This is a genomic window from Streptomyces sp. CA-210063, assembly GCF_024612015.1.
Lineage (GTDB): Bacteria > Actinomycetota > Actinomycetes > Streptomycetales > Streptomycetaceae > Streptomyces.
The window spans coordinates 451,383-469,429 of the sequence record NZ_CP102512.1; the positions used below are offsets into that span (position 1 = coordinate 451,383).

Annotated in this window: 15 protein-coding genes and 1 pseudogene; 9 read left to right on the forward strand and 7 right to left on the reverse strand. The window is 70.6% G+C overall.

The genetic code is table 11. From position 1 onward, the window contains the following. Nucleotides 1-17 precede the first annotated feature (17 nt). From JIX56_RS01945 to JIX56_RS01965, 5 genes and pseudogenes are all read left to right on the forward strand, one after another. Nucleotides 18-1,436 carry a DEAD/DEAH box helicase gene (locus JIX56_RS01945; protein ID WP_257536997.1) on the forward strand — a complete coding sequence of 473 codons (1,419 nt, stop codon included), beginning with the start codon at nt 18-20 and terminating at the stop codon, nt 1,434-1,436. A gap of 695 nt (nt 1,437-2,131) precedes the next feature. Beyond that, nucleotides 2,132-2,608, forward strand: a complete 477-nt coding sequence (locus JIX56_RS01950; RefSeq protein ID WP_257536999.1) for a hypothetical protein — start codon at nt 2,132-2,134, stop codon at nt 2,606-2,608. A 54-nt stretch (nt 2,609-2,662) separates the two neighbouring features. Then, nucleotides 2,663-3,157: a hypothetical protein gene (locus JIX56_RS01955; protein ID WP_257537000.1), complete on the forward strand. Its 495-nt coding sequence runs from the start codon at nt 2,663-2,665 to the stop codon at nt 3,155-3,157. Nucleotides 3,158-3,188: 31 nt separating this feature from the next. After that, on the forward strand, nt 3,189-3,530 hold the full coding sequence (locus JIX56_RS01960; protein ID WP_257537001.1) for a VOC family protein: 342 nt from the start codon (nt 3,189-3,191) through the stop codon (nt 3,528-3,530). Nucleotides 3,531-3,558: 28 nt separating this feature from the next. Continuing rightward, nucleotides 3,559-4,905, forward strand: a pseudogene (locus JIX56_RS01965) (PP2C family protein-serine/threonine phosphatase); the annotation flags it as partial. A 111-nt stretch (nt 4,906-5,016) separates the two neighbouring features. On the opposite strand, the gene JIX56_RS01970 reads toward JIX56_RS01965, so the two are convergent. The 3 genes from JIX56_RS01970 to JIX56_RS01980 are packed head-to-tail and all read right to left on the reverse strand — an operon-like array spanning nt 5,017 to nt 8,133. Continuing rightward, nucleotides 5,017-5,631, reverse strand: a complete 615-nt coding sequence (locus JIX56_RS01970) for a TetR/AcrR family transcriptional regulator (RefSeq protein WP_257537002.1) — start codon at nt 5,629-5,631, stop codon at nt 5,017-5,019. Next, nucleotides 5,624-6,493 carry a fatty acid desaturase gene (locus JIX56_RS01975; protein WP_257537003.1) on the reverse strand — a complete coding sequence of 290 codons (870 nt, stop codon included), beginning with the start codon at nt 6,491-6,493 and terminating at the stop codon, nt 5,624-5,626. The genes JIX56_RS01970 and JIX56_RS01975 overlap by 8 nt, the downstream gene beginning before the upstream one ends. After that, entirely contained in the window at nt 6,490-8,133 is a 1,644-nt protein-coding gene (locus JIX56_RS01980; RefSeq protein ID WP_306819815.1) for a phytoene desaturase family protein, read from the reverse strand. Before JIX56_RS01980 ends, JIX56_RS01975 begins: the two co-directional genes overlap by 4 nt. 85 nt (nt 8,134-8,218) lie before the next feature. Here JIX56_RS01980 and hemC point away from each other — a divergent pair, with 85 nt between their 5' ends. Then, nucleotides 8,219-9,151, forward strand: coding sequence for a hydroxymethylbilane synthase (hemC, locus tag JIX56_RS01985; RefSeq protein WP_257537005.1), 933 nt, complete (start codon nt 8,219-8,221; stop codon nt 9,149-9,151). Between the two features lie 170 nt (nt 9,152-9,321). On the opposite strand, the gene JIX56_RS01990 is transcribed toward hemC, so the two are convergent. From JIX56_RS01990 to JIX56_RS02005, 4 genes are all read right to left on the reverse strand, one after another. After that, nucleotides 9,322-9,852 (reverse strand): GNAT family N-acetyltransferase, encoded by a 531-nt coding sequence (locus JIX56_RS01990; RefSeq protein ID WP_257537006.1) that lies wholly within the window; start codon nt 9,850-9,852, stop codon nt 9,322-9,324. A gap of 65 nt (nt 9,853-9,917) precedes the next feature. Continuing rightward, nucleotides 9,918-10,970: an enoyl-CoA hydratase/isomerase family protein gene (locus tag JIX56_RS01995; protein WP_257537007.1), complete on the reverse strand. Its 1,053-nt coding sequence runs from the start codon at nt 10,968-10,970 to the stop codon at nt 9,918-9,920. A 457-nt stretch (nt 10,971-11,427) separates the two neighbouring features. Next, complete coding sequence (locus JIX56_RS02000; protein ID WP_257537008.1) at nt 11,428-12,267, reverse strand: class I SAM-dependent methyltransferase; 840 nt, start codon at nt 12,265-12,267, stop codon at nt 11,428-11,430. 152 nt (nt 12,268-12,419) lie between these two features. Beyond that, entirely contained in the window at nt 12,420-14,369 is a 1,950-nt protein-coding gene (locus tag JIX56_RS02005) for a glycoside hydrolase family 35 protein (protein WP_257537009.1), read from the reverse strand. A gap of 89 nt (nt 14,370-14,458) precedes the next feature. On the opposite strand from JIX56_RS02005, the gene JIX56_RS02010 reads away from it, so the two are divergent. From JIX56_RS02010 to JIX56_RS02020, 3 genes are all read left to right on the forward strand, one after another. Next, nucleotides 14,459-15,475, forward strand: a complete 1,017-nt coding sequence (locus tag JIX56_RS02010; protein ID WP_257537010.1) for a LacI family DNA-binding transcriptional regulator — start codon at nt 14,459-14,461, stop codon at nt 15,473-15,475. A 236-nt stretch (nt 15,476-15,711) separates the two neighbouring features. After that, complete coding sequence (locus JIX56_RS02015) at nt 15,712-17,034, forward strand: carbohydrate ABC transporter substrate-binding protein (protein ID WP_257537011.1); 1,323 nt, start codon at nt 15,712-15,714, stop codon at nt 17,032-17,034. Nucleotides 17,035-17,176: 142 nt separating this feature from the next. Next, nucleotides 17,177-18,037 carry a carbohydrate ABC transporter permease gene (locus JIX56_RS02020; protein WP_257537012.1) on the forward strand — a complete coding sequence of 287 codons (861 nt, stop codon included), beginning with the start codon at nt 17,177-17,179 and terminating at the stop codon, nt 18,035-18,037. Nucleotides 18,038-18,047 lie beyond the last annotated feature (10 nt).

Consider the following 18,047-nt stretch of genomic DNA (forward strand, 5'->3'; position numbering starts at 1 on the left):
GACCAGGAAGGTTCCCCATGAACGCGAAGCCGCCGGCCTCCGGACTCTCCCCCGCCGACGAGCCCCGGCGGGTGACAGCGCCGCAGGGCAAGGTCTCGACGCCGCAGACGGTGTCCCCGGATCTGCCGCCGGCCGAGTCCTTCGACGCGCTCGGGCTGCCGCCGGAGCTGATGACGACGATGACCGGCCTCGGGGTGACGGAGCCCTTCCCGATCCAGGCGGCGACGCTGCCGGGCGCACTGGCCGGCCGCGACGTCCTCGGCCGCGCGCGGACCGGCTCCGGCAAGACGCTGGCTTTCGGGCTGGCGCTGCTCGTCCGGACGGCGGGTCTGCGGGCGGAGTCGAAGCGGCCGCTCGGACTGGTCCTGGTGCCGACCCGGGAACTCGCCCAGCAGGTGAACGACGCGCTGGCGCCGTACGCGCAGACACTGAAGGTGCGACTGGCGACGGTGGTCGGCGGGCTGTCGATCAACAAGCAGTCGGCGCTGCTGAAGACCGGCGCCGAGGTGGTCATCGCGACGCCGGGGCGGCTGACCGACCTGGTGTCGCGCAGGGACTGCCATCTGAATCAGGTACGGATCACGGTGCTGGACGAGGCGGACCAGATGTGCGACCTGGGGTTCCTGCCGCAGGTCTCGGAACTCCTGGACCAGGTCCGCGCCGACGGGCAGCGGCTGCTGTTCTCCGCCACCCTCGACCGTGACGTCGACCAGTTGGTGCGGACCTATCTGCACGACCCGGTGCTCGCCTCGGTCGACCGGGTCGCGGGCTCGGTCACCACGATGGAACACCACGTCCTGAACATCCACGCCGCCGACAAGTACGCGACCGCGACCGAGATCGCCGCGCGCGACGGCCGGGTGCTGATGTTCCTGGACACCAAGGCCGGGGTGGACCAGTTCACCCGTCATCTGCGGGCCAGCGGGGTACGGGCCGGGGCCCTGCACAGCGGGAAGTCACAGCCTCAACGCATGCACACGCTCGGCCAGTTCAAGGACGGTGCGATCACCGTGCTGGTGGCCACGAATGTCGCGGCGCGGGGCATTCACATCGACGCGCTCGACCTCGTCGTCAACGTCGACCCGCCCGCCGACGCCAAGGACTACCTGCACCGTGGCGGGCGTACGGCGCGCGCCGGGGAGTCCGGGAAGGTGGTCACCCTGGTCACGCCCAACCAGCGGCGCGATGTGAACCGGGTGATGTCCGAGGCCGGGGTCCGCCCGACGGTCACTCAGGTGCGCTCCGGGGAGGCTCAGTTGACCTCCATCACCGGAGCGAAGCGTCCGCCGACCGGGACGAAGGCCGGCGGCGGCAACGCGCCCTTCCGCGGTCTCGGCACCCGTCCGGGCCGCCCCGCGAAGGAGTCCCGCAAGGCCGCCGAGGCCCGCAAGACCGCGGAAGCCCGAGCGGCGGCCCGGGTACGCAAGGGCCGCTGACTCCGTCTCTCCCCCTCGACGGGCCGTTACGTCGACACGACCGGCCGGCTCCCGTCATCAGCACGGCTCGGCACTTGTCGGCTTCACCGGCCGGACGGTCCTAGGGGGTGTTTTGAAAGTCCAGTGCGGTGCCCGCGGTGTTCGGTGCGTGGCCTCGGCGTGCCGGGCGCCGTGGGTGCTGTGCGGGGCTTTCAAAACACCCCCTAGGTGAAGCAGCGCGGCACGATCGACTTCTGGGCGCGGATCGACGACGGACCCGTGAGGTCCTGCACAGCGGCGCGACGACTTTCGCCCGTCCGCGCCGGCCGAACTGGTCGAGTTCGTGGGCGACTCGATCACCGTGGGCACAACGACATCCCAGAACGCCCGTACCGCCCACGGCTGGTTGATCGGGGAGCGGCTCGGCAGCGAGCACACGCGGATCGCCCAGGGCCGGCACGGGGTCGGTCCGGCACAGTTCCAGGCGGCCTACGGCAGTCTGCCGCGCAAGGTCCGCGCCGCCCGCACACTGACCGCTCCCCCGGTCGAGGTGCGGGTGGACCTCCTCCAGTTCAGGGACAACACGTTCACCTGGCCGGGTGGCAGGGGCGGTCCGGGCCCGCGAGGCGCGTTGCCCGTCGACATCCCGGGCGCATCGAATGGCTCATCCATGCCCCGGAGGCCGGGGCATCCGCCGTCCGCCCCCGGGAGGATCCATGCCCACTGCCCCTGTCCGTCGCGCCGTGACCGCCGCCGCCCTCACCGCCGTGTTCGCTCTTCCGTCGATGTCCGCGCAGGCGTTGGCGGACACCGGGGACGAGGACATCGTGCGGGTGAGGCTCACCGGCGTCACCACCGTCGACACCAAGCCGTGGCACGTCAAGGCCGGTGACAGTTGGACCACCTACCTGGAGCTGTACTCCCCGAAGAAGAAGTTCGTCGGCGACGCGAGTGCGCGGTGCAGCGCCGTCGAAGCGACCGAGCACCGGTTGACCACCCAGTGCACGCGCGTGCTGCGTCTGAAGAAGGGGGAGATCACGCTCCACGACGTGATCACCCGTGTGGACCGTTCGCCCATCACCGCCAAGACGTCCATCGCGGGCGGCACCGGTATCTACAACGACGCCGAGGGGGAGGGCTACATCACCCTGGACGGCGACCGGGTCCACTTCGACCTCCACGTCGACGACTGACGTCGATCCCGCTCCCCCGCCCGACAGCAGGCCGGTCGTCCCTCTGGAGATTCCATGATCAATTCAGCTGTCCGTCACACCGTCGTCGCCGCCCTCACCACCGCGTTGGCCCTCCTTCCCACGACAGCCGCACAGGCCGAGGAGTCCGACAAGGACAACAACATCGAGAAGGTCGAGCTGTTCGGCGTCAGCGTGGACACGGCACCCGAGCACATCGCCGCCGGTGACCGGTGGGTGACCCACCAGAAGCTGTACACGGTGAAGAAGACGAAAGGGAAGAGGACGGTCCAGTACGCCGGTAAAGGCGAGTCCGAGTGCGGCGCGGTCCAGGTCTCCCATGGTGAGGTGACCTCGCAGTGCACCCGCGTACTGCGCCTGAAGAAGGGGACGCTGACTCTCAGCGACATGATCACCTACCGCCCGCCGAAGCCGGTGACCGCCAAGACCGCCATCATCGGTGGCACCGGCCACTACAGGTCCGCCTACGGGGAGGGCTACATCACCCTGGACGGCCCCCGCACCCACCTGGAACTCGACGTCGACGAATAAGGCGGGGCACCGCCGGCCCTACCATGGGGTCATGGCCGTCGACCTCTTCGCAGGCATCCCGGTGAACGACTACGCGTCCGCGCTGGACTGGTACGAGCGACTGCTCGGTTCCCCGCCGGCGTTCCTCCCGAACGACACCGAGGCCGTGTGGGAGCTGGCGGAGCACCGGTACCTGTTCATCGAGCACCGGCCCGGGCGGGCCGGTCACGCCCTGCACACCGTCTTCGTCGGCGATCTCGACGCCCGTGTCGCCGGGATCGCCGGGCGGGGACTGGAGCCCAGCAGTCGCGAGACCTACGCCAACGGCGTACGCAAGGTCACGTACAAGGACCCGGACGGGAACGAGATCGGATTCGGCGGCGGTCCGCTCTGATCTGTCCGCCAGGAGAAGGTTCCCTATCGCGCTGCGTCCGCCGGACCACTGGCTGTCCTTCAGCCTCGTGCCGGACGCCCCCGGTATCAGCGTCCGCATCGCGCCCACCCACTCCGCCCACGCCCACGCTCCGGTCGCGCCTCCTCCCCGGGCGCGTCCGTCGTCCCCCGCCGCGCCGGGGCGGGCCGCCACCCTCTACCACCTGATGCATCTGGCCGCCACGCTCACCGAAGCCGTCGGTGTACGGGACGTGGTCGACCAGGTCGCCGACCAGCTCCTGCCCGCTTTCGGTGCCGCGGCGCTCGCCCTGATGACCGCGGAGGAGGGCCGGCTGCGGATCATCGGCTACCGCGGTTACACCGCCGAGCTCATGGAACGCTTCGACGCCGTCCCGCTCACCTCGGACACCCCTGCCGTACGCGCCCTGACCACGGGCGTCCCGGCTTCTTCGGCAGCTTCGCCGACCTCGAGCGCGCCCATCCCCCGGCGGTCCTCCAGGACGACATGGCCGCCTGGGCCTTCCTTCCCCTGATCACCTCGGGGCGCCCGGTCGGCTCGCTCGTCCTGGCCTACGAGCGGCCCCACCCCTTCGCCGGAGAAGCGCGCCGTCCTCGTCTCCACCGCCGGGCTGATCGCCCAGGCCCTGGACCGGGCCCGTCTGTACGACACCAAGCAGCAGCTCGCCCACAACCTCCAGGCCGGCCTGCTGCCCCACACCCTGCCCGACGTCCCCGGTCTGGACGTGGCCGCCCGCTACCTCCCGGCCACGCGTGGCATGGACATCGGCGGCGACTTCTACGACCTCATCCGTCTCGACACCACCACGGCCGCCGCGACCATCGGTGATGTGCAGGGCCACAACGTCAACGCCGCCGCCCTCATGGGACAGGTCCGCACCGCCGTCCACGCCACCGCCGACGCACCGCCCGACGAGGTCCTCGCCCGCACCAACCGTCTGCTCACCGACCTCGACCCCGGCCTGTTCACCAGCTGTCTCTACGTCCACCTCGACCTCCGCTCCCACCGCGCCTGCCTGGCCACCGCCGGACACCCTCCCCCGCTGCTGCGCCACCCCGGCGGCCGCACCGAGCCCCTCCACCTGCCACCCGGGCTCCTCCTCGGCATCGACCCCGACGCCACCTACGTGTCCACCGAGATCCCGCTGCCCCCGGGCTCCGTGCTGGCCCTCTACACCGACGGACTCGTCGAGGCCCCCGGCACCGACATCGACGAAGCGGTCGACGACCTCGCCCATGTGCTCGCCCGATCCGAACCCCACGCCATGAGCACCGTCGCGGACACCCTCATCCAGCACGCCCGCCGCTCCGCCCCACGCAGCGACGACATCGCGCTCCTCCTCATCCACGCCACCTGAGAACACCGGCGGCGAAGCGACGACGATCGGCCGACTGATCGGCCGTACAACCTTTGAGCCCTGTTGCTCAAGATCACCCTGACCGCACTGCGTTCGACGGCAGTCGTTCGTTCATCTCACCCGGCGTGCCCGTCGTTTCAGGCGGGGTACGCGGTCGAAGATCGCGGCGAGTCGGGCTCCCTGGTCGAAGAGGGTCGCCGGGCGGGAGCGGTCGCCGTCGACGTGGGTGAGGGTCTCCATGCCGAGGTAGAACGCCACCGCCGCGCCGGCGAGTACGCGCACCCGGACGACGGACGCGAGGGGTTTGCCGCGCAGGAGGACCGTGAGCTGTTCCTCGGCCAACTCCTCCCACTTGCGGGTTTCGAGGGCGAGTTGGGCGGCCAGCCGCGTTCCGGGCCTGGCCCCCGCGTACAGCTCCTGGACCGCCGCGATGTGCCCGGTCTCGGTGTCCTCGTCGTACAGCTCGCGCAGCCGCGCGAGGGCGGGCACCGCCCGGTCGATGCCGGACAGTTCGGCTCGGTAGCGGTCGATGCGGGCTCCGCTGGTACGTTCCAGGGCCGCCACCAGCAGGTCGTCCAGGTCCGCGAAGTGGTAGTAGATCACCCCCGGTGCGAAACCGCCGGCCTGGGCTATCGCCCGCGCGGTGGTCCCGCCGTAGCCGTTGCGGACCAGGCAGACGAGGGCGGCTTCCAGGACGCGGTCACGGGTGCCGCGGGGGTCAGACAACGCGCACCGGCCGTACACCGTGGGCGGCGAAGTGGCCTTCGAGCCGGCGTGCCAGCTCCGGCAGGTGGTGGCTGGGCACACGCGGGTAGAGGTGATGCTCCAGGTGGTACGTGAGCTCCAGGAAGACTGCGGGGATGATCCTCCCGCGCAGGGTGCGGGTCTGCGTCAACGGGGTGTCTCCGTAGTCGTGGTGCGGCAGGTACACCGTCAGGAGGGGGTACACCCAGCTCCCGACGATCGCCATCACCGTATAGACCAGCAGTCCCGGCGTGTACGGCAGGAGCAGCACTCCGCCGGTGAGTGCGGCGAGCGGCGCCGCGGCCTCCGCCAGCAGCCAGCGGCGGTCCCGGCCGCGCCGGTAGGACCAGAGCCACAGGCGTACGAGGAAGACGGGGCCGTAGCAGACCGCGCCCAGCAGCGACAGTTCGGCCGGGTAGCCCTCGGGGTCGTCGGGGTGCGGGAAGAACCGGTGATGTTGGGTGTGCGTGGCGCGGTAGGCGTGCCCGCTCTCCAGCAGGGTCAGCCCCATCGCGAACAGTGCCCAGTCGGTGGCCCGGGGCGAGAGGCCGATCGTGCGGTGCACCACGTCGTGGGTGACGGTCACGACGGCGACGAAGATCCCGAACACGATCACGGGGGTCAGCCACCACCAGCCGAGCCACACCGCGCCCGCGAAGACCAGCACTCCGGCACCGGGGCGGACCAGCGCGACGATCCGCTGCCGGCGGGTCGTGACGAGAAGGTCCTCACCGAGTTCGGCCAGGGTCGGCAGACCGGGGGCGGGGGGTCCTGCGGGTCCCCCGGGCCCATAAGGTCCTTCGCCGGGCCCGGCGGCTTCGGCGGCATGGTCAGGTGTGGTCATCTGCCGTGTCCCTTCTCCCTCAGCATGCCTTCGGCGACGATGCGGCTGCCCAGCACACAGGCGACCGTGCCGAGGCCCGGCCAGGTCGAGTCGCCGACCAGCCAGAGGCCGGGCCCGCCGAGGTCGTGCGGAACGGCGTGCTGGTTGGTGTTGGTGAGGCGCTGGCGTACGCCGCCGACCGCGCCGCCCGGACGGAACCCGAACCGTTCGTAGCTGCGGGGCGTTCCGGTCTGGGCGATCACGGCGTGCTCCCCGAGCCGGGGGTAGGCACGCCGCGCGTGGGCGAGGAGCCCTTCACCGGTCTCCTTCTTGCGTTGCTCGTACTCCGCAGGGTCGAGGTCGCGCCAGTGGGCGAGGTCGGTGTGGGTGGAGATCATCACGGCGCGGTGGCCGGGCGGTGCGCTGAGCGTGTCTCCGGGGGCGGACACGGAGACGAACATGTTGTTGCCGTCGCCCAGGGGACGGTCGTAGGACTGGAGGAGTTGGTGGTGGGTCAGCTCCCGCCCGGCGACCTCGGATTCGGGGACGCCGAGGAAAAGGACGGTCGCGCCGCCGAGCGCGTCCGCGTCGCGTTGCAGGTAGGTGCGGAGTCGGCGGGCGACGGGGAGTCCCGCGCAGATCGTCGCCGTGGTGGCGGCGGGTACGGCGCAGACGATCCGGCGGGCGTGGGCAGTTCCTTGACGCGACCCTTGACGGGTCGTCAATCGGTAGGCACCAGGCCCGCCTTCCACGTGCGTGACGCGGCAGGCGGTGCGGAGCGAGCCGCCCAATCCTCGATAGTGCCTGACCAGCACGCGCCAGAAACCGTGCATGCCGCCGCTGTGTCTGCTGAGTCCCGCGCCCCGGATGGTCACCCCGAGCGCCGCGTTGATGAGGGGCGCGTCGTCGACGCCCGTGTGCACGGTGTCCTCGACCAGCATGGCGAGCAGCCCGACCAGCGCTGCGTCCCCGCGCAGGCCGTGGTCGCGCAGCGCGCCTCCCAGGGTCCGGTTCAGATGGCGGGCGTACGGGAGTCCGGACAATCCGACCGCCCGCAGGGCGTGCACCGCGTCGGCGGGGCCGCGGATCGGCAGCCGTACGCCCGCCCGGCTTGCCCGCCAGAAGGTGTGTGCGAGCCGGTCGAGCAGGGCCCAGAACGCGCGATGCCGCTCGCTGTCGCCGAGTTTGCGCAGCCGTTCGGCGTGCCAGGCGGCCTGGTCGCGATGGAGCACGACCTGGCGGTCCGGCAAATGGGCCTGGTAGCCCGGTAGTTCCTGGGCGTCGAGCGGTGGAATCCCGACGCTGTCGAGGAGTTCACGGCCGACGCCTCCGAGGCCGAAGTCGACCAGGGTGGTCGCGCCGACGTCGAAGGAGAAGCCGCGCTTGCGGTAGTAGCCGGCGCAGCCGCCCGCGTGGCCGTGCGCTTCCAGCACGACCGTGGACAGTCCCGCCGCCTGCAACCGCAGCGCTGTCGCCATGCCGGCCATGCCACCGCCGATCACGGCTACGTCGGCGCACGTATGGGCGCACTCGTCGGCATCACGACCGTCCGCGCACCGACCAGAGTTCTGAACAACTGTTCTGAACATGCGTTCAGAGTGGGGCAGTTCCTCATCCACGTCAATGGTGGTTGGCGGTTGAGGGCCGGCAAGTTCGAGCATCCGGAATCCTCGAACTCGCGTGCTTCCGGCGTCGACTTGCTGGGCAGTGCCGGGAGGCGGATGCGTGAGGGGCTATCGTGCCTTCATGCCGCAGGACCTGATTCGTATCGTCTCCCGGGACTCGCCCATGGCTCTGGCCCAGGTGGAGCGTGTCCGTGCCGAACTGGCCGTGCTCCACCCGGCGCTTCGTACCGAAGTGGTGCCGGTGAAGACGACCGGCGACAAGTGGATGGGGGACCTCGCCAAAGTCGAGGGCAAGGGCGCGTTCACCAAGGAGGTCGACGCGGCGCTCGTCGCGGGTGAGGCGGATCTCGCCGTCCACTGTGTGAAGGACATTCCCGCCGACCGGCCGCTCCCGGCAGGGACGATGTTCGCCGCGTTCCTCAAGCGCGACGACATCCGTGACGCCCTCGTGGATCCCGCCGGGCGCACTCTGGACGAGCTGCCCGCGGGCACCCGTATCGGCACCTCGTCCGTACGGCGCACCGCGCAACTCGCCGCGTCCCACCCGCACTTGGACTGCATCCCGTTCCGGGGCAACGCCAACCGCCGTCTGGAGAAGCTCCACGCCGGCGAGGCGGACGCCCTGCTGCTGGCGGCCTCCGGGCTGGAGCGGATCGGGCGCGCGGATGTGATCAGCGAGATCCTGTCCGTCGAGACGATGATGCCGCCGATCGGCGCGGGCGTCCTGGCGCTCCAGTGCCGCGAGGACGACGCCGACACCATCGACACGGTCAGCGGGCTCGGCGACCCCGACACCCATCGCGAAACCCTCGCGGAACGCATGTTCCTGCACGTCCTGCAGGGGCACTGCAACAGCCCGATCGCCGGATTCGCCCGCACCGAACGCAACGGCGAACTCTCCCTGCGCGCCTCCGTGTTCACCCCGGACGGCAAGACCGTCCTCAACGCCCACGAATGGGCCGGCCGACTCGATCCGGCGACCCTCGGCACCTCCGTCGCGGTGGCCCTGCTCCGCCAAGGCGCGCGGAACCTCATCGACGGCATTCCCCACTGACCCGTGTCCGGGTTTCCTGGACCGTCCGGTAGTCGATCACGACGGTGCCCTCATGGCTCAGGGGTTCGTGGGCACGGGGCGATATGAGGAACTCGTAGTCCGTACGGCGGACGAGCCGGCCGCCGTCGACGGCCCGCGAGTCCGGGTCGCCTAACCCGGGATGGACGGCGTCAGGTGACCCGGCGGGACAGGACCTGTCCCGGCCAGGTGTCGGAGAGGAAGCGGTCGGTGGGGGTGAAGCCGTTGCGCTCGTAGAACGCGACCAGTTGGCCTCCGCCGCCCGCCCAGCAGTCGACACGCAGGAGCCGTACGCCGGCCCGCCGGGTCTCCTCGACGGCGTGGGCCAGCAGCGCCGCGCCGATGCCCATACCGGCGTACCGCCGGTCGGAGACCAGCAGCCGGACGTACCGCTCGGGTTCGCCGGCCGGTGCGATCGGCATCTGCGGGCTGGGGCCGGAGTCCAGCACGAGGGCTCCGACGGGTGTTCCGTCCGACTCAGCGATGTACGGGGCGTTCTCCGTCGTGTACCGCTCGACCCGCTCCACCCCGCCGGGCCGCCGTGAATACGGAATCGTGCCCCACTGCTCGGTGTTGCCGCGGGCGTTCATCCAGGCCACCGCCGAGTCGAGCATGCCGAGGACGGCCGGTGCGTCGGCCGGGCCGCCAGGTCTGATCCGTATGTCAGGGGAGAGGTCGGTCATGGCAGAAGCCTAGTGCCGGCTGATTCTGGAACCCGTTGGGTCAGCGGGCCGTCTGCTCGGTGGTGTCAGGGCCCGGTGAGGCCGAGTTCGTGTTCGCCGAGCGGCTCGAAGAAGCGTTCCACGTCGGTGCCGGTGACGTCGGCGAGGGCGGCCGGGGACCAGCGGGGGTCGCGGTCCTTGTCGATGACCTGGGCGCGGATGCCCTCGACCAGGTCGGGCGTGGTCAGGGCGGCGCAGGAGACGCGGTACTCCTGGTCCAGCACCCGTTCCAGGGAGCCGAGCCGCCGGGCGCGGCGCAGGGCGGCCAGGGTGACCTTGACGGCGGTGGGTGACTTGGCGAGCAGGGTCTCCGCGGTCTCCTTCGCCGCCGGGTCGCCGTGGGCGAGCAGCCGGCGGAGGATCTCCTCGGCCGTGTCGGCGGCGAAGCAGGAGTCGATCCACTCCCGTCGTCCGGCCAACTCCCCCTGAGGGGCGGGCCGCACATGGCGGTCGAGGACTTCCCGTACGGGCAGGTCGGCCAGGTCGTCGACGAACCGCCGGAGCTCGGCGGACGGTATGTAGTGGTCGGCGAGGCCGCACAGCAGGGCGTCACCGGCGCCGATCCGCGTGCCTGTGAGGGCGAGGAGGGTGCCGAGTTCGCCCGGGGCGCGGGCCAGGAGATGGGTGCCGCCGACGTCCGGGACGAAGCCGATGCCGGTCTCGGGCATGGCGATCCTCGACCGCTCGGTGACGACACGGACGCTGCCGTGCGCGGAGACGCCGGCGCCGCCGCCCATGACGATGCCGTCCATGACGGCGACGTAGGGCTTGGGGTAGCGGGCGATACGGGCGTTGAGGTGGTACTCGTCGCGCCAGAACGCGGCCGCGACGGTGCCGTCGCCGTCGCGGGCGTCGTCGTGGACGACGCGGATGTCGCCGCCCGCGCACAGACCGCGCTCCCCCGCGCCGGTGAGGACGACGGTCTCCACCGTGGGGTCGTGCTCCCAGGCGGTCAGTGCCTCGTCGATGCGCCGCACCATGGCGTGGTTGAGGGCGTTGATGGCCCTCGGACGGTTGAGGGTGATGTGGGCGGCCCGGCCGGCGGTGTGCAGCAGGACGGGTTCTTCGCTGCCGGTCATCCCACTGCCTCCGTAGCGACTGCCTCCGTCAGGCCCCGGGCCACGAGGACGCGCATGATCTCGTTGGTTCCTTCCAGCATCTGGACCGGCGGCCACCCGTCATGAGACGGACCCCACTCCGAGCAGGAGCTAGTGCCGCGTCAGCCAAGGTTTGCCCGTCAAGGAGCGGCGTCCGGTGCGTGCTCTCGGCGTGCCGGCCGGAAGTCCTCGTACTGGACGTACTTGGGCTTTCGGCCGGTGCGGCGAGAGTACGTGCCGGGCGTCGCGACGGGGCGAACCTTGGCTGACGCGGCACTAGGTGGGCGCGGCCGCCGGTGGACGCCCAGAGCTTGCCGGCACCCTGGACGCGCCGAGCCTACCTGTCCCCCGGTACCCCTGACCTGCCGGCGCCACTTCTACGGCATGAGCCCGCTCACCTGGGCAGTGCTCACCGCGGGGCACGTTCCCGCACCAGTTGTCAGGCGCGTGGCTTTCGCCACGTCCTGATCTCGGTTGCCGGAAGACGTTCTGCGAAACGGTCGTCAGGGGCTGCCCGCTCCAGCAGCGCGCGCAGATCCCGCTCGAAGTCGTTCAGCCTGTCACCGAACAGGTGTGGCGCGGAGTCGGATCGGGAGAACGTCCACGCGACGATGTCGTCCGTGGTGCGGGTGACCACGTCCCCGGCGGGCACGACACGTCGTTGGAAGTTGCCGAATCCGGCGCCGGCGATGACGAGGTCCTCCCGGTTCGGCGTGCCGTTGACGAGCATTCCCTGTCCGGCGCGGCGCACCGGGCCCAGGTATCGGCGTACCAGGTCACTTACTTGGTCGTACGGGGGCGCGGTCAACGGCAGGGGCGGCGGTTCGGGGAGCGGGTCCTTGAGGTCGCTGATGTGGGCGAACGCGCCGCCCGGCTCCAGCATCTCCAGTACCGTCGCCGCGACCCGATCGCGGTCCGTCCAGTGGAAGGACTGGGCGAACACCACGACCCGGAACTCCCCCAGTCCCGCCGGCAGGTCCTCGGCCCGGGCGGCCACCCAGCGGGCGTTGGTCACCCCTCGGCGCCCGGCCTGTCGCTCGGCCTCGGCCAGCATGTCCTCGTCCGGGTCGACGCCGACCGCCTCCGTGAAGAACCGCGCCATCGGGAGCAGGACGATGCCCGGGCCGCAGCCGACGTCGAGGAGTCTGCCCCGGCCGTCCAGATCGAGGGCCTCGGCGAGCGCGTCGGCGAAGCCCGGCGCGTACGGGAGCCGGCCGCGCTCGTAATAGGCGGCGCTCCCTTGGAACAGTGTGCGGTCCCACTCCCATCCCTCAGGCATCCATCCCACTCCGCTCCATTCCGCTCAGCTCCATTCCACGAGTTCGCGCAGGCGTCGGCATCGCGCGGGCGTCGGCAGATCTACCCCATGTGTCAGACCCCGTGATCCCCTCGCATCAGCGTTGTCACCGGCTGCGGCCGGCTGCCGCCGGCTCAGTCGAACTCCTCGACGTACTCCTCCGGCGGTCCCAGCTCAGGACGATCCCTCAACTCCAGTACCCCGCCGAGCCGTTCCAGTTCGAGGACGGTGACCGTGTTCTCGCCGACACGCAGCAGTGGTGCCGGGCAGTACAGCGTGACCTGCGGTCCGATCTCCCAGTAGCGGCCGAGGAGGAAGCCGTTGACCCAGACGAGGCCGCGGCCCGATCCCGGCAGTGCGAGGAAGGTGTCCGCGGGCGCGTCGACGTGCAGCTCCGCGACGGCGAACCCCGTGTGCGCGGTCGCGGGCCCGGCGGCGTGCGGGGACGGGGACCCGGCGACGTGCGGGGACGGGGACCCGGCGGCGATCGCGTCGGCCAGCTCCGCGTCGGACCACTCCTGCAGTGCGACCGGTGTGCTGTCCCACCCCTGCACCATGCGCCGGTCGATGAGGACCGGGCCGAGCAGGCCCTTGTGCCCGCCGATGCCCGGACCGTAGTTCACCCGGCCGAGGTTCTCGACGAGGATCTCCAGCCGTACGACGTCACCGGTTCCGTCGACACGGAGTTCCGGGGAGTCGGCAGAGGCGACACCGACGAGCGTGCCGTTGGCGAGGACCAGAGCCCGGTCGCGTACATCGGTGAGGACGAGTCGGTGCTCGCCCGCCGGGATGCGCGGGTGCGCGGTGTGCAGGACCATGCCCGCGTCGAGGCCGAGTTGTTCGAACGAGGCGGGGCGTGGGGCCGTCGTGGTCCGAGCCGGTACGGCACGGAGGCCGGCGAGCAGGTCGGCACGGTGGACCAGCGGGACACGGGCCGGTGGGAGCGTCGGCATCCGCGCGGGCGACCGGATCGGCCCCCGTGCGCCGAGTGCCTCGCGTACGGCGTGGAACTTGGGGGTGAGGCTGCCGTCCTCGGCGATGGGCGCGTCGGAGTCGTAGCTGGTCACGACGGGCCGCAGGCGGCCCTCGTGGTCGTTGGCGCCCGCCCAGAGGCCGAAGTTGGTGCCGCCGTGTGCCATGTAGACGCTCACGCTGCCGCCGTCGGCGACGATGCCGCTCAGGGTGTGGACCGCGCTGTCCACGCCACGGACGTGGTGCCGTGTGCCCCAGTGGTCGAACCAGCCGTTCCAGAACTCCGCGACCACGAACGGTTCGTCGGGGCGCCGGGCCGCGAGGAGCCGGCGGGCGGCGTCGGGCTTGGAGCCCAGGGTGACGGCCGTCAGGGTGCCGGGCAGGGTGCCGCCGTCCAGCATGAGGTCGGTGGGGCCGTCGGCGGTGAACAGCAGCTCGCGGATGCCCCGTTCGGACAGGGCCCGGCGGTTCCAGCTGAGGTAGGCGTGGTCGTCGCCGTAGCTGCCGAACTCGTTCTCGATCTGGACGGCCACGACCGGACCGCCCGCAGCGGCCTGGAGTGCGGCGATGCGGGGGACCAGGTCGTCGAACCAGTGGCCGACGGCGGAGGTGAACGCCGGGTCCGAGCTGCGGATCGCGGCGTCGCGGGCGGTGAGCCAGCTGGGCAGGCCGCCGTTGGACCACTCCGCGCAGATGTAGGGGCCGGGCCGGACGATGACGTCGAGGCCCTCCTCCCCCACCGTGCGGATGAACCGTTCGATGTCCCGCCAGCCGTCGAAGTGTGGCGGCTCGTCCTCGCGGGGCTGGTGGAAGTTCCACGGTACATAGGTGTCGACCGTGTTGAGTCCGAGGTCGGCGAGGCGGCGGATCCGGTCCCGCCAGAGGTCCGGATGGACGCGGAAGTAGTGCAGTGCCCCGGAGAGGATGCGATGGGGCACGCCGTGCCGGTACAGGCGGCGCCCACCCCAGGTGAGGGCCCCGGTGACGGCGCTGCCCGCCGCGTCCGCCGCCGCCTCGGTCGCGCGGTCGCCCGCCGTATCGCTCGCGCCGCGGGCCGACGTATCGGTGGTGGTGTGGGCCGGAGAGAGGTGGGTCGTGGACGGCTCAGTCACGAGGTGAGCCTATGTTATCGGTGCCATGTGTAACAAGGTCGATAGAATCGGTGAACGACACCGCGGGCCGGCCGCGGGAGAGGAGCGCCATGACCGACGAGACCGCGAGGCTCAGGCAGCCGAGCATGGCCGACGTGGCCCGGGCCGCCGGGGTGTCGGCGCAGACCGTCTCGCGTGCGCTCCGCGGCTCACCGAACGTCAACCCCGAGACCCGGCGGCGTGTGCTCGTGGCGGTGGAGCAGGTCGGGTACCGGTTCAACAGCGCCGCCAGGGCGCTCTCCTCGGGGCGCAGCCACACCATCGGACTCGTGCTGCTGGCGTCCGGCGGGTACTACTCGCGCTCGGCGGTGACCGCCGGTGTCGAGGCGGCCGCCGGCGCCGCCGGGTACGCGGTGAGCATCGCGACCATCGCCGCGCTGGACACCGGCCTGATGGAGCAGTCCCTGTCCAAGCTGGCCGACCAGGGCGTCGACGGCTTCGTCATCGCCGTACCGCTCATCTCCGTGACGCGGAAGATGGAGGAGATCACCCGCGACATCCCGACCGTCACCCTCGACGGCTCGCGGACGGCGGGTGCCCGGGTGCTCGGGATCGACCAGCAGGAGGCGGGCCGGGTCGCCACACAGCATCTGCTCGACCTGGGGCACCGTCAGGTCTGGCACCTCGCCGGGCCGGACGAGTGGATCGAGGCGCGCCGGCGGCGGCAGGGCTGGCAGGAGTGCCTTGCCGCGGCGGGGATCGAGGCGCCGCCGATCCTGGAGGGCGACTGGTCGCCCGACTCGGGCTACCGGCAGGGGCAGATCATCGCGATGATCCCGGAGGTCACGGCGGTCTTCGTCGCCAGTGACGAGATGGCCTTCGGGGTGATCCGCGCGCTGCACGAGCGGGGCCGGTCGGTGCCCGACGACGTGTCCATCGTGAGCGTCGACGACATCGCCCTGGCGGCCTACTCCGCTCCCCCGCTGACGACCGTCCGGCAGGACTTCTACCGCTACGGCGCGGCGGCCGTCGCCCTGCTGCTGGGTGACGAAGCCGATGTCGACACGTCCGTGGTCACCGCGTCACTGACGGTACGCGCCTCCACCGCACCGCCGCGCTCTGCCTGACCCTGCACCGCCGCTCTCGGACCGGACTCCGTCCCGACCGTTCGCCGATTGCCTCTCATGGGCCCCTTGCGCCGCCATGTTATCGGTGCCACCGTAACAACACCGGATCATCATGTGATCCAGATCTCGGGCGCGGTGGCGCGGCGTCCCGGTGGCGTGGCCCCCGACGGGGCCGGCCTCGGACCTGCTCCACCGCTCGCAGCCAGGTGGGCAACCGTCCACGGGAAGGACACGGCATGAGGAGATCGCTCGTCCGCACGGGCACCGCGGTCACAGTGCTCGGACTGCTCGCCGGCTGCTCGGCCGGCGGGAGCGGCTCGGACTCCGGCAGGACGGTTCTCCAGGTCGCCGCCCTCGAAGGCGGCTACGGCCGGGACATGTACACGCAGGTCATCAAGGCGTACGAGGCCTCGCACCCCGACATCGATGTCCAGCTGCAGATCTCGAAGAGCATCGAGGACGAGATCACCCCGAACATGAAGGCGGGGCGGTACCCGGACGTCGTGGTGCTCGGCCAGGGCCGCAAGGCCGCCCTCACCGAGACCCTGGTCAAGGACAAGGCCCTCGAAGACCTGACCCCGGTGCTCAAGGAGAAGGTCCCCGGTGAGGACACCACCGTCGGGGACAAGCTCACCGAGGGCATCGTCGGGAACCTCAACACCAACCCGTACGGCACGGACCAGACCTATCTGATGCCGATGTACTACGCGCCGACCGGGCTCTTCCACAACAAGGGCCTGTTCGAGCAGAAGGGCTGGAAGGTCCCGGGCACCTGGGACGAGATGTTCGCGCTCGGTGACACGGCGAAGAAGCAGGGCATACCGCTGTTCACCTATCCGACCGCCGGGTACCTCGACTCGTACTTCTTCGCGCTCCTCGCCGATGTCGGCGGGGAGCAGTTCTACACCGACGTCATGACGTACAAGAAGGACGTCTGGAAGTCGGCGAACGCTCGGAAGGCGCTCGACATCACCACCAAGCTGCTCGGGTACGCCGCGCCGGCGACCGTGGGCTACGCGAATGAGCAGGACTTCACCAAGAACCAGCAGCTGGTCCTCGACAACAAGGCGTTGTTCATGCCGAACGGCACCTGGATCGTCGGGGAGATGGCGGACGCGCCGCGCGCGGACGGCTTCCAGTGGGGCCTGACACCGCTGCCGGCGGTCACTTCGGGCGGCAAGCGGTACATCACGACGTCGGTCGAGTCGGTGTGGGTGCCCAGCGCGGCCCGGCAGAAGGACGCGGCGAAGAAGTTCATCGCCTACCTGTACTCCGACGAGGCGGCGAAGATCTTCGCCGAGTCGAACGCGATCCAGCCCGTCGAGGGCATCGCGAACAGCCTGTCGGCGGAGAACGCCGAGTTCTACAAGGTGTACGAGGACCCGAAGGTCGCCGCGCTGGTGGGCGGTTTCGCGAGCACCGCGCCCGTCGAGGGCGTCGACATCAAGGCCACGCTCTTCGACACCGCCAACAGCATCGTCAGCGGCGACACCACCGAGGACAAGTGGCAGTCCGCGCTGAACGAGGCGAGCGAGAAGCTGCGGCAGGCGGGCAGCTGAGGTGAGGACAGGCACCGCGACGCCCCCCGCCACTCCACCCCCGAGTTCGGCTGACGGCATCTCGAAGTCCGAAGCGGCGCCGTCCGCCGGGAATTCCCGCGGCGCCCGACCTCGGGTCCGTCGACGCGCCGACACGCGGTTCGTGCTCGTCTGTCTGCTGCCCGCGTCGGTGCTGTTCGCGGTGTTCATGATCGTGCCGACCGTGAACGTGTTCCGGATGTCGCTCTACACCTGGAGCGGGTTCTCCCCGGACATGCGTTTCGTGGGGCTCGACAACTTCCGCCATCTCCTCGACGACCAGCAGTTCGTGCGGGCGTTCCAGAACACGATCGCGCTGCTGGTCGTGGTGACCGTCGTGACGATGGGCATGGGCCTGTTCCTCGCCGCGATCATGACCCGGCAACGGCTGCGCGGCCGGAACCTGTACCGGTTCGTGCTCTACATTCCGAACGTGCTCTCGGTGGTGGTGATCGCCGCGATCTTCTCCGCCATGTACGACCAGGAGAACGGCCTGCTCAACGGCACGCTCCGGCTGCTGTCGCTCGACGGTCTGCAACAGGTCTGGCTCGGCGACCAGAAGGTCGTGCTCTACTCCGTCGCCATCGCGATGGTGTGGCAGTCGCTGGGCTATTACATGGTCCTCTACATGTCGAGCATGGCCGGCATCCCGGAGGAGCTCTACGAGGCGAGCGCGCTCGACGGTGCCTCCCCCGCCCGGCAGTTCTTCGCCCTCACGCTGCCGCTGATCTGGGAGAACCTCCGCACCACGCTGACCTTCTTCATCATGAGCGCCGTCAACCTCAGCTTCGTCCTCGTCCGCGCGATGACGGGCGGCGGGCCCGACGGCTCCTCCGAGGTCCTGCTGAGCTACATGTACAAGCAGGCGTACACGAACTCGTCGTACGGCTACGGCATGGCCATCGGTGTCGTCATCTTCGCGTTCTCGTTCCTCGTGTCGCTCCTGGTGAGCCGGGCGACGCGGCGCGAGCCCCTCCAGTTCTGAGAGCTCTGAG